Origin of the sequence: Bacteroides sp. MSK.20.82, assembly GCF_019052485.1 — a bacterium.
GTDB lineage: Bacteria > Bacteroidota > Bacteroidia > Bacteroidales > Bacteroidaceae > Bacteroides > Bacteroides thetaiotaomicron.
Genome location: NZ_JAHQUN010000006.1, coordinates 25,929 through 39,178, shown reverse-complemented (window position 1 = coordinate 39,178; position 13,250 = coordinate 25,929). Strand labels below are relative to the sequence as shown.

7 protein-coding genes are annotated in these 13,250 nt (G+C 38.6%); 6 read left to right on the top strand and 1 reads right to left on the bottom strand.

Annotated elements, in window-relative coordinates; translation table 11 throughout:
- Positions 1 to 16: 16 nt before the first annotated feature.
- The gene (locus KTR07_RS08125; protein ID WP_032841336.1) at positions 17 to 3,145 is read right to left on the bottom strand and encodes a SusC/RagA family TonB-linked outer membrane protein; all 3,129 of its coding nucleotides are present in this window, start codon (positions 3,143 to 3,145) and stop codon (positions 17 to 19) included.
- A gap of 367 nt (positions 3,146 to 3,512) precedes the next feature.
- Here KTR07_RS08125 and KTR07_RS08120 point away from each other — a divergent pair, with 367 nt between their 5' ends.
- From KTR07_RS08120 to KTR07_RS08095, 6 genes are all read left to right on the top strand, one after another.
- Entirely contained in the window at positions 3,513 to 6,845 is a 3,333-nt protein-coding gene (locus KTR07_RS08120; protein ID WP_008767463.1) for a SusC/RagA family TonB-linked outer membrane protein, read from the top strand.
- Positions 6,846 to 6,863: 18 nt separating this feature from the next.
- On the top strand, positions 6,864 to 8,423 hold the full coding sequence (locus tag KTR07_RS08115; RefSeq protein WP_008762846.1) for a RagB/SusD family nutrient uptake outer membrane protein: 1,560 nt from the start codon (positions 6,864 to 6,866) through the stop codon (positions 8,421 to 8,423).
- A 13-nt stretch (positions 8,424 to 8,436) separates the two neighbouring features.
- Complete coding sequence (locus tag KTR07_RS08110) at positions 8,437 to 9,315, top strand: putative zinc-binding metallopeptidase (RefSeq protein ID WP_008762845.1); 879 nt, start codon at positions 8,437 to 8,439, stop codon at positions 9,313 to 9,315.
- Between the two features lie 12 nt (positions 9,316 to 9,327).
- Positions 9,328 to 10,584 carry a DUF4302 domain-containing protein gene (locus KTR07_RS08105; protein WP_118337566.1) on the top strand — a complete coding sequence of 419 codons (1,257 nt, stop codon included), beginning with the start codon at positions 9,328 to 9,330 and terminating at the stop codon, positions 10,582 to 10,584.
- Positions 10,585 to 10,601: 17 nt separating this feature from the next.
- Positions 10,602 to 11,636 (top strand): BACON domain-containing protein, encoded by a 1,035-nt coding sequence (locus tag KTR07_RS08100; protein WP_008762843.1) that lies wholly within the window; start codon positions 10,602 to 10,604, stop codon positions 11,634 to 11,636.
- A gap of 205 nt (positions 11,637 to 11,841) precedes the next feature.
- Complete coding sequence (locus tag KTR07_RS08095) at positions 11,842 to 13,032, top strand: hypothetical protein (protein ID WP_008762842.1); 1,191 nt, start codon at positions 11,842 to 11,844, stop codon at positions 13,030 to 13,032.
- The last annotated feature ends 218 nt before the right edge of the window (positions 13,033 to 13,250 follow it).

Sequence of the window (13,250 nt, the reverse complement as noted above, 5' to 3'; positions counted from 1 at the left end):
TATTAAAATCATTCTCTTACAATCCTAAACGCAGAGTTAATGTAAACTGACGTGGCACCGGTGAAGCTACACCACCAGTATTAAAGAATTCAGGATCTTGACCATTCAATTTCTTATCTGCATAAATAAGGAATAAATTAGTTGCCTGTAACTTCAAAGAAAGATTGGAAATCTTCGCAGCAGAAATCCAGCTCTTAGGAAACTCATAAGAAAGTGAGATTTCTTTCATACGGATAAAATCACCTTTTGCAATTCGCTCTGTAGAATAATTGTAAGCATTGTAAGCTTTATACAATGTTCGGTTTGCTTCATATTGCGGATTACTCAAGATTGCAGGAATATTAGTCTTTGCCTCATCCCCAGAAAGCGTCCAACGATTCTTGAATTCACGAGGCATAGCACTCAAATCGGAATATTTATAATTAAAATATGGATTCAAACGAACAACATTACCAAATGAATAAGTCATGAATACATTGAGTTTAAACCCTTTATATGCAAAAACGTTACCGAAACTACCAGTTATTGTAGGATCTGTCGGACCTTCATATTTCAAATAATCTAACTTCTCACGTTCCTGGAAATTAATATCAGTCGATGTTATATTTCCATTGATATCGAACATAGGAATACCTTTTTCATCCAAACCTGCAAAAGGAATGGAGAAAAGCCCGCGCACAGGATATCCTTCACGTGCAAATCCATTTCCCGAAACAAGTTCCATCATACGAGTACGTCCTCGCAAATCAGTAACTTCATTCTTAGCATGAGAAAAAATAAAATCAGAATTCCATGAGAAGTCTTTCGTTTTAATATTGCTGGTTGAAAGGGTAAATTCAATACCATGTGACTTCATTGTAGCTACATTGGCATATTTATAAATAGTACCTCCCACTCCTTGTGTTGGAATCAACCCAATCAGGTCATAGTTATTGCGCGTGTACCAGTCAGCTGAAAGATTAATGCGATTATTAATAAAACCTACATCCACTCCTATATTCAATTCATGCTTCTTTTCATACGTTAATTCACTATTTTCCAAATCCACTATATGAAGACCCGTTTCTTGAATATCAGTGAAAGGACGATAAGGTGAATAACTCTTAATAATAGCTTGTGAATTTGTTACATCAGCCGGACCACGATCAGCTGTCAATGAGTAAGATGCCTTAAATGTCAAATTTGAAAGCGTTGGTTGAAGTGATTGGAAGAATTTCTCTTCATGAACATTCCACGCTGCAGAAAGATTCCACGTTGGCAGCCAACGAGCAGAACGGCTACGCCCCATTCTATTAGTTCCTTCATAGCGGAAAGTACCATTCAGCGTATAACGTCCGTCATACGAATAAGTAGCATTTGCAAATGTAGCTACACTCCGATATCTAGTATGCCCCATAGAATAATACTTTTCTCCAGTCTCAATACCTTTCTTAAAGTACTGATAAACATATGATGGAATCTCACCCATAGAATATTGCATACCCCATCCTTGGAATGAAGAGTTAGAGCGTTGAAGATCATTTACTTCCATTCCTGCAAAAAGATTAGTTATATGCTTTTCTGCAAATAGATGATTCCATGATACAGTACCACGGAAATCCAGTCCCAACATCTTACGATCTTGACGCTGATAAATACCTCCTTCAGGAAGAATCGAAATAGGTAATGCATATGGGTTATCTGGATTCTTATACAACCAGTCGTTTTCATCACGAATAGTAGCATCGTCCAACCCCGTACGATAAGCAATTGCTTGATTAGAATCATCCATTATATTATGTTCTTGTGATGATGATTGATAACGCACAGCACCCAGCGCACTGACTTCTAGACCCTGCAACACCTTCCATTTCAACTCCCCCTGGAACTTTACATCAACAACATTCAACTCAATAAAATTATTGTCCAATTCACGGAGAATATTAAATGGAGCATAATTAGCCACATAATCTGTATTAGGATCTAATGTACGTGAAGTATTCAGTGCGTATGAATAGGGGTTGATATCAAAATCACGTGTAACCTGACCTGCCGCAACGTCCAATGATGAGTTCATGGTACCTGGTGCATTCTGTTTACGGTAAGAAGCACTTGATATCAAGTTTATGCTTAGGTTCTTTAAGATATTATAAGTCGTATTCAAATTGGCTGTATAACGTTTCACTTCACTCTGCTTATACCATCCCGGATCAAGCATGGCACTCAATGACGCATAAAAAGATGATTTATCAGAACCTGAAGTAATACTTACAGAGTGATTCTGTGAAATATTATTTGAGAATAATACATCAAACCAGTCGGTATTACGCATTTCGGCTTCGGTCAAATAAGCATTACGTGCTTCTAAAGTATTCATCAGCCCAAATTGACCATTCGTTTCATTAAACTGGTCGATCAGTTTATACATACGTCCGTACACACCTGAATTCTTTGCACGAAATAAATCAGCACTATTCAACCAACCTTTTTGCTCCAATTCTTTATATATTCCCATTTGCTCCTGAGAATTCATAATATTGAACTCTTTGTATGAGGGCACCATACGCGTAGTAAACTCACCCGTATAATTAATTTTGCTGACTCCGGCTTTACCTTTCTTTGTAGTAACAACGATTACACCTGCCATTGCACGTGCACCATAGATTGAGGTTGCTGAACCGTCTTTCAAAATCTGAAAGCTCTCAATATCATCGGAATTTAAACCAGCAATAGCCGAACTAATCAGAGTTTCAGCATCACCTGAAGATAAATCATCAGGTCCCACATCAATAGCATCTTCCATAATAACTCCATCCACCACCCATAATGGTTTGGAGCTACCATAAATGGAAGTAGCACCACGTACACGAATTTTAGGAGCAGTACCAAACGTACCGGATACGTTCTGGACTGACACACCCGCAGCACGGCCTTCAAGTCCACGGCTAATATCAGGGAGACCATCCAATTTTACATTATCAGCTGTTAATTGTTGAGTTGCACCAGTAAAAAGGCGTTTGTCCATTTTTTGCATGCCGGTTACCACTACTTCCTCCAGAACTTCTGCATCTGGTTTCATCAGAATTCTTATCGTTCCTGCTTTTATGGGGACCTCCTGAGTTTTCAATCCGATATAGCTAATCTTCAAAGTTCTAGCAGAACTTATTTTATTTTCTCTTTTTTACGTAACACATAATTGTATCATATTCTCCTATAACCTATTTTCATACTAATTATTTATATCTAATATAATTTTTATATTATTCAAGGCTTAGTTAAAGATAAAAAGGGAGTGTTTAGATGACATAATGATTATTTAAACAAGGCTAAATTTGCATATACTGACAGAAATATGACATTATGATAGTTTGATGATATGTATTTGTTTTCATAACTATCATAATGTATTTGCAATAGTTTTCAAATTTATTTTGAATAATTGTTTTGTATTTATAAATATGTGCTTATATTTGCAAAATAGCACTAAGCGAAAATAAGCGACTTACTAATTCTTATAATAATAAAGAGTGTTTATGAAAAGAAAATTAATGCTGTTATTGGCCTGCTTGCTGGCAAGCATAGGTCTAGTGATTGCCCAAACACCTAAAAAGGTGACAGGTGTCGTCATTTCTGAAGAAGATGATCAGCCTGTTGTGGGAGCATCCGTATTAGTGAAAGGTACAACGATGGGAACAGTCACCGATATCGATGGTAAGTTTACCATAAACGATGTACCAAGTTCTGCTAGAACTTTGAAAATTAGCTACATTGGAATGAAAACTCAGGAGATTCCTATCAAAACAGGAACAATAAGAATTCTGATGAAACCAGATGCAGAAGTTCTGGAGGAAGTAGTGGTAACCGGTATGCAAAAAATGGACAAGCGCCTTTTCACGGGAGCTGCAACAAAACTTGATGCAGAAGGCGTAAAACTTAATGGTATGGCAGATATCAGCCGTGGTCTTGAAGGCCGTGCTGCGGGTGTGTCAGTCCAGAATGTATCCGGTACATTTGGTACAGCTCCCAAAATCCGCGTTCGCGGTGCTACCTCCATTTATGGTAGTTCCAAACCATTATGGGTAGTGGATGGAGTTATTATGGAAGACGCTGTAGAAGTCAGCGCTGATCAACTATCTTCAGGCGATGCTGAAACTCTGATTAGTTCGGCTATTGCCGGTCTGAACGCAGATGATATTGAAAGCTTTCAGATTTTGAAAGACGGCTCAGCAACCTCAATCTATGGCGCACGTGCAATGGCAGGTGTAATCGTTGTTACTACAAAGAAAGGTAAAGCTGGAGTCAGTAGAATAAGCTATACCGGTGAATTTACTACCCGTTTAGTACCAAGCTACAATGACTTTAACATCATGAACTCGCAAGATCAGATGGGAGTATACAAAGAAATGCAACAGAAAGGCTGGTTAAATTTCGCTGAAACCTCCCGTACTGCAGAAAGTGGTGTATACGGAAAGATGTATCAGTTAATTAACACATACGATCCTACTACCGGACAATATGCGTTATTAAATACTGACGAAGCTAAAAATGCCTATCTACGTGAAGCTGAAATGAGAAATACCGATTGGTTTGACACACTTTTCTCTCCCAGTCTAAGTCAGAATCATTCTGTAAGTCTTAGCTCTGGTACAGAAAAGTCATCGTTCTATGCTTCTTTAAGTGCTATGCACGATCCGGGATGGTACAAGCAAAGTGGAGTTGATCGCTATACAGCCAACTTAAATATGAATCATAATATCTTAAAGAACCTAAGCATAAACTTGATATCAAGTGCTTCTTATCGTAAGCAAAAAGCACCGGGAACTTTAGGACAAGACATTGACCTAGTAAACGGTCAGGTAAAACGTGAATTTGACATCAACCCCTATTCATATGCATTGAATACTTCACGTACATTAGACCCAAACACTTATTACACCAGCAACTATGCTGATTTCAACATTCTGAACGAATTGGACAACAATTACATGGAACTGAACATTGCAGATTTAAAGTTCCAAGGCGAGTTGAAATGGAAACCAATTACCGGATTAGAGCTAAGCGCTTTGGGAGCCGTGAAGTATCAATCAACTTCACAGGAGCACAACATTAAAGACCAGTCAAACCAGGCATCGGCTTATCGTGCAGGTCTAGATGACAAGACAATTATGGACCGCAATCCATTTCTTTATAAGAACCCAGATAATCCATATGCACTACCGATCTCTATCTTACCGGAAGGTGGTATTTATCAACGTAGAGACTATAAGATGCTAGGTTATGACTTCCGAGCTACAGCTAGTTGGAACCACGTATTTAATGATATACATATCACTAACTTCTTTGCAGGAACAGAAATCAACTCTACAGACCGATCAAAGAATTACTATCAAGGGTGGGGTATGCAATACTCAATGGGCGAAATACCCTACTATGTATATGAATTCTTCAAAAAAGGTATCGAAGACGGCAATAATTACTACTCATTGAGTCAGACCCGTAGCCGTAGTGCCGCCTTCTTCGCCAATGCTACCTACTCTTATAAAGGTCGTTATACTGTGAATGGAACAGCCCGCTACGAAGGTACTAACCGTATGGGTAAGAGCCGCTCGGCACGTTGGTTACCTACATGGAACGTATCAGGAGCATGGAATGCCCACGAAGAAAAATTCTTCAGCAATTTAACTTCTGTTCTTTCACACTTTACACTGAAAGCATCTTATTCGTTAACAGCCGACCGCGGTCCGGCAGACGTAACAAACTCACAGGCTATTATAACCAGCTATAGTCCTTATCGACCATTTACTTCTATCCAGGAGTCCGGATTGTATATTAAGGAACTAGAAAATAGCGAATTAACTTATGAAAAGAAGCACGAGTTGAATATTGGTGCCGACATGGGCTTCTTGAATAACCGCATTAATTTAGCTGTAGACTGGTACAAACGTAACAACTACGACTTGATTGGTATCGTTAATACACAAGGCGCAGGTGGACAGATCCTGAAGTATGCAAATATCGCTTCAATGAAATCACATGGTATTGAATTCACTTTATCAACTAAGAATATTAAAACAAAAGATTTCAACTGGAACACCGACTTTATATTCTCTAATGCAAAAAATGAAGTCACTGATTTGAAACAAAATGCGAATGTGATGGAGCTTATTTCCGGTAATGGATTCGCTAAACAAGGCTATCCGGTTCGTGGGCTATTCTCTATCCCATTTGTAGGTCTCGACAAAGATGGTATTCCAGTCATTATAAATGAAAAGGGCGAAGCGACTAGTACCGATATAAATTTCCAGGAACGCCAAAATACTGGTTTCCTGAAGTATGAAGGTCCGACTGATCCTACCATTACAGGTAGTTTGGGTAATATGTTCTCATACAAAGGTTTCCGTTTGAATTTATTTATCACTTATTCATTTGGAAATGTTATCCGTTTAAATCCCGTATTCAAAGCATATTATTCGGATCTAACGGCAATGACTCGTGAATTTAAAAATCGATGGACACTCCCCGGAGACGAAGCAAAGACTAATGTTCCTGCTATTTTGAGCAAACGTATGTACGACAGCAATGAAGACTTGAAGTATGCCTACAATGCTTACAATTATTCAACAGAACGCATTGCAAAGGGGGATTTTATCCGTCTGAAAGAAATCTCACTGGCTTATGACTTCCCCAAAGCATGGATCAACCCATTGAAGTTAACAGACCTCTCGCTGAAAGTCCAAGCCACCAACCTTTTCTTAATCTATGCGGATGATAAGCTAAATGGTCAGGACCCGGAATTCTTTAATGCAGGTGGTGTTGCCTCACCGGTTCCCCGCCAATTTACTATTACTTTAAGACTGGGGTTATAATTTAAAATAAGAACGAATATGAAGAAATACATAATAATGGCCAGTGTGGCCGCGCTCGCAATAGGGCTCTCATCGTGTTCTAATTTCTTAGATGAGCTTCCCGACAATCGTACCGAGCTGAATGAAAACAATGTTGGCAAAATATTACTTTCCGCCTATCCTACTACAGCAATCTGTGAGATGGGGGAAATGTCATCAGACAATACTGATGCTTATCCGAATCGCTTTTCTTCTTTCAACCGTTTGCAAGAAGATCTCTATAAGTGGGCAGACTCTGCAGAACAAGATCAGGACTCTCCCCATGCACTTTGGGAATCTTGCTATATGGCAATCTCTGCCTGCAACGAGGTTTTGAAAGTGATTGAAGACGCAGGAAATCCAGCTTCTCTTAGCGCTGAAAAGGGAGAAGCCCTAGTATGTCGCGCCTATGCTCATTTTTTACTTGCCAATATATTTTGTAACGCTTATAGCAGCCAAGCAAGTTCAGACTTGGGTATCCCCTACATGAAAACGATAGAGACAACCGTAAGCCCTGATTATCAACGCGGAACTCTAGAGGAGGTATACCAAAATATTGAGAAAGATCTATTGGAAGGTCTAGATCTGGTTACTGATATTTATGCAGTCCCCAAATATCACTTTACAAAGAAAGCAGCTCAAGCTTTTGCTGCACGCTTTTACTTGTACTATGTAAAATCGGATAAATCCAATTACACTAAGGTGATCGATTACGCAACAAAAGTATTAGGAAGCAATCCAGCCACCTCTGTACGCGACTGGAAATCTTTGGGTGCACTAGACATAAATGGCAGTGTTCAGCCAAATGCTTATGTAGATGCAACGAATGGCGCTAACTTATTATTGGTCAGTGCAGGTTCTTATTGGGGATATGTTCATGCACCTTATGGACTAGGCGAAAGATACGCCCATGGACCGAAAGTAGGCAATGAGACATGCAATTCCGTCGGTCCTTGGGGAAGTGACTATTATATGGGTGTTTGGAGTAACTCAAGTGCACTGCCGACCAAAATCGTTGTTATGAAAATAACTCAATATAAAGAAGTGGTTGACGCAGTAGCCGGAACAATCAACGGACACATGATCAATGCAGCATTTACTACAGATGAAACATTACTCTGTCGTGCAGAAGCTTATGCGATGAAAGAAATGTATCCACAGGCAATTGCTGATTTAAATATATGGCGAGAAGCATACACACGTTCTACTACCCCGCTTACCACAGAATCTATAAACGATTTCTACGGAAGCATGGAATATTACACTCCTACTGAATCTACAGTTAAGAAAAAATTGAATCCCGACTTTACTATAACAAATGAAACACAGGAAAATGTAATCCACTGCATACTTCATGCACGACGTTTAACAACTTTACATGAAGGGTTACGCTGGCAGGATATTAAACGCTACGGTATTACTATCTATCGTCGTTTAATGAATGATAATGGTACTATTACCGTCACAGATAAGCTGGAACCCAATGATCCTCGTCGAGCAATACAGATACCGAGCGATGTTATTTCAGCCGGATTAAAACCAAACCCTAGAACTAAATAAAAATCGATAAGTTATGAAAAAATATATAATATATACATTGATCGTTACTATAGCCGTTTTTTTAGGCTCATGTAATAAAGATGATATTGATACCAAACGCAGTATATTTGATCCTACTGAAGTTTATGAGCCCAACGAGTTTGACAAATGGCTACTTGACAACTATGTTTACACTTATAATATCCAGGTAAAATATCGTCTGGATGACAATGAAACGGATGTAGAATATCATCTGGTTCCAGCCAAGTATGACAACGCAATTACATTGGCTAAGATTGTAAAATTTGTATGGATGGAAGCTTATGACGAAATATGGGGAATTGACATGACCCGTACGTATGTCCCTAAGCTACTCCAGTTCATTGGAAATGTTGCTTATACCGAGTCAGGTATGATCCTCGGACAAGCTGAAGGAGGAATGAAAGTAACCCTGTTTCGTGTAAATGAAATAGATAAAAACAATCTCAGTGTAGCTCAATTAAATGAGTACTATTTCAAGACAATGCATCATGAATTTACACATATTCTTAATCAGAAAAAAGCCTATGATACATCATACGATCGTATATCGGAATCCGACTACGTAGGTTCAAGCTGGTATAGGGTATCTGAGTCGGTTGCTCTGCAAAAAGGATTTATCTCTCCTTATGCAATGGACCGTGCTACGGAAGATTTTGCGGAGATGGTTGCTATTTATGTCACCAATGACGCTAGTACTTGGGAAGATATGCTAGCAAGTGCCGGCACAACAGGAAGACCGATCATAGAAAAGAAATTTGAGATTGTATTTGATTACATGCTCAATTCCTGGGGACTTGATTTAGACAAATTGCGCGAAATTGTTTTGCGCCGGCAAAGTGAAATTACCGAATTAGATTTAAGTACGCTTTAATAATTGTAGGATATGAGAAAGATTAAAATATATGGCTTACTGACTTGCGTTTGCCTGATGATGCAATCGTGTCTGTTTAATGAAGATGATATCTTTGATGAATCTTCTGCACAACGGGCTATAGCCTCCGTCAACGAATGTCAGGAGATTTTAAAGGGCGCAGCCAATGGGTGGTTACTCGAGTATTATACAGGAGAAGACGGAGAATATGGTGGCTTCAATGTTTTGGCACGATTTGATGGCAATAATGTAATTATGGCTGCAGATTTCGCTACAGATAATTACGAAATTGGAGAAGAATCTACTTCCTTGTATAAAGTTGAATCATACCAGGGAACAGAATTAAGTTTTGATTCATACAATGAATTAATTCACGAATTCTGTGAACCGAGTGGTTATAATTCACCAGGATATGCCGGAGATTATGAGTTCGTCTTCAGAAGCGTTTCAAAAGAAAAGATCGTACTGACTGGGAAAAAACATGGAGTAACGTTGATCATGACACCTCTGCCTGCTGAAACAAATTGGCAAGAGAAACTGACCAATATTGCCAATGTCGCTTCACAGGCTTCATATGTAACCTATAAGTTAATTGTGAATGGTCAGGAAATAACTAAAATGGGACAGGAAGAGCATGCCTTCTCAGTTACCAAAGTAGACGAAACCGGTGAAACAACCGTAAGTCTATATCCGTTCATATATACAGAGGAAGGCATTAAAATGTATGAACCATTAGTAGTTAATGGAGTAGAAATAAACAACTTCAAATGGGATAATGAAAACCTTACATATATTTGTACAGATACAGGTGTAGATGCAAAAATAGAATTCTATTGTCCGGAAGGATATCTCAACTATTTAGGCAACTATATACTACAATTAGCAAATGGGCAACGTATACAACTTGAGCTCAAACAAAAAATGATAGGAAAATCATTTGCAATGAATTTTGCTTTGAGTGGTACTCCTATTGAATTTGTCTATAACTATAATATGACAACAGACTGTATTGATGTACCTTCTCAGACAGTTGGCGTATATCAAGGTTACAACGTATTATTATATCCAGGAATTCCTGGAGGCAATTTCTATGCAGATGACTCAGCTGTATTCCAAGGACGTATTGCAAATACAGATCCGCTTACAATTAAGTTCACTTATGTAAACAATCCTATTTGCACCCTTATGTTGCTGGTATATCAAAAAACAGACGGTTGGTATGGATTCTCTACAATGTTCCAAGATGTAACATTGATAAAAGTTGATTAATTAACAAACAGCATATTATGAAGAAAATAACAAGCATATTTGCATTATTATTATGCGTATTCGTCTTCTCATGTAGTAACGACGACGATAAAGAAACATCTTCTTTGCAGATTGTTAGCTCAAATGTCACATTTGAATCTGCTGGAGGAACCGGTACAATAAAAGTTAACGCAATAAGTGAAATTACTGCTACCTCCAATAAAGATTGGTGTACCGTAAGCGTGAATGGAGATATTATAAATGTTTCTGTCATTGAAAATAATGACATGTCCGGACGTACGGCAGCAGTAACCATAACAGATGGTGAAGCATCCACTTTGGTTCCTGTTTCACAGGGTGGCTGTGTTATTCTGTATAATAAATCAGAATTGGGGCATGCTTTTACTTATGCCGGTGGTTCTGCTACAGTATCTTTCTCAACCACAGCATCTTATTCAATAGAAGTACCCGCCGAAGCCCAAAGTTGGTTATCATACACACTTGACGAAGAAAACAGAACTATAACATTTAATGTTGCTGCGAGTGCTGATAAAACCCCACGAGGAGCGGCAGTTAAAGTTACCGCAGGTAAAAAAACGATTTACTATCATCTTGGAGAGTATGAATTGAAAGACATCGCAGGCAAATGGAGAGTATCCTTTGTTGATGGAGATGATAGTACTCTAGCTGGAGAAATAGAAGTAGTTCAGGATGAAGAGGAACCTACCATCTTCTACTTGTCAGGTATTTCCAATTTCTTTGACCTACCGTTAATCTATAATGGAGAGGCCTTACTCACAATGGGAGGTCTTAATTTAGGAACATACGCTGGGAGATATAACATCTATACAGTAACATTGTCTGAAGGTGGATATGTCAGTTGGGATATGTCAACGCAATATGTTGCTTATCCGTCATCCATCAATGGCAAATTTGCATTGGTATTTGGTGATAATGGCTCCTGGGATGGAGACGTAGTCAATGGCATTGCCTACTGGGCATTCTCCGGTGCTGCGGGAACAGGAAGTGCAGGATGGTTGGAGAAATTCAACGCTCTTACACTAAGCAAATAAGACGGCAAGCGTGCTTAGCTAAGTCTGTCTCTCTAACATGTATAAGATTTAGCTTTACATTAATTATTCATATAAAGGGTGTTCAACATTGGACACCCTTTACATTATCCTTTTCCATATAAAAAGCAATACAAAAGATGATGTTATTATTAAATTAATTCGTATCTTTCGGACACACAAAAAAGTTAAACCAACAATCACACATATGAAAATGATTCTTTTCCGACTAATATGTTTAAAGACATGCCTACTATTAATCCCTGTACTTTACGCACAAAACAACTATCGTCCGGGATTTATCATCACTGTTCAGAAAGACACAATATATGGAGAAATCGACTACCGTACAGATAAGATGAATGCTAAACGCTGCGTCTTTCAATCACAAGGTAATGATACCGAACCAGTAACCTATCATCCTTTCGAAATCTTGGGATACCGTTTTACAGACGACGGTAAATACTATGTCTCCAAGAACATAGAATTGAAATACGGTGTCTCTACCCCCGTCTTTCTCGAATATTTGCTACAAGGAATGAAAAGCTTGTACTACTATGAGACAGAAGATAACATACCAATCTATTTTGTTGAAGATAATAATACCCTTGTAAAAATAGATGCGCCCAAACTGTCCAAGCAGGCTACCAATATACAGTTTAAAGGCCAGACTGACCGATATATTCCCCTTCTTCATTACGCATTCAAAGACTGCCCAAGCCTGGCTCCCCAAATAGACCGGGCCCGTTTCAGCCGAAAGGAGATAATAAAAATCACAAAAGAATATCATTATGCAATGTGTACCAGCAATGAAGATTGCATTGAATTTGAAGCAAAAGAAGATAAACGTTCAATACAGTTAGATATAACTCCTTATGTAGGAGTTATTCAATATAATGTACCATCGGGTAGTCCGATCGGGCTCTATAGCTCACCCGAACTATCTTACCTGGCAGGAGTCACTTTAGCTATCAGCAATAGACGGTGGATGAGTTCGCTCAGTGGTTGTTTTGATGTGTCTTTTTCCCGCATAACATCCTCTGCAAGATCATTGAATAATGAAAATTCATCCACTATATTTAAACATAGCGGAACAATGTTTTCGGGTAAGTTAGGAATACGCTATACCTATCCGAAAGGAATGGCGCGACCATTTGTTGAGCTTGGAGCAGACTTCAGTGGAATGATCAATGCCAAGATAAAGATAAATGATAAGAGCGAGAGATGGCTGGATGGTGTCTACCCTGGCTATTACGCCAATGCGGGAGTAAACTTCAAACTTTCGCGGAAAAACAAACAAATGATATGCATACGCGCTCAATTCAAAGGCTTAAGAGACATGATGGAAAAATCAGCCCTCGTTAATGGATGGTCAGGAGTGATAGGATATACATTTTAAGTACTGCATTATTCGTTTATATAGTACTCACACTAGGAAATCTCTTATAAAACCGTTTTTCTTGTTATACCCATATTCTACCCGACAATAAAACTCCCCTTATTTCAGCCTTTCGAATGAAATAAGGAGAGCCTTATATAACTGGGTTCTCAGCTATTAATACTTGACTTCTCAGGTATTAATAACTGACGCGACAAGTATTAATACCTGAGAAGTCA

Coding starts and splice junctions, on each gene's coding strand:
- KTR07_RS08120 (WP_008767463.1), top strand. CDS start 3,513: ATGAAAAGAAAATTAATGCTGTTATTGGCCTGCTTGCTGGCAAGCATA.
- KTR07_RS08115 (WP_008762846.1), top strand. CDS start 6,864: ATGAAGAAATACATAATAATGGCCAGTGTGGCCGCGCTCGCAATAGGG.
- KTR07_RS08110 (WP_008762845.1), top strand. CDS start 8,437: ATGAAAAAATATATAATATATACATTGATCGTTACTATAGCCGTTTTT.
- KTR07_RS08105 (WP_118337566.1), top strand. CDS start 9,328: ATGAGAAAGATTAAAATATATGGCTTACTGACTTGCGTTTGCCTGATG.
- KTR07_RS08100 (WP_008762843.1), top strand. CDS start 10,602: ATGAAGAAAATAACAAGCATATTTGCATTATTATTATGCGTATTCGTC.
- KTR07_RS08095 (WP_008762842.1), top strand. CDS start 11,842: ATGAAAATGATTCTTTTCCGACTAATATGTTTAAAGACATGCCTACTA.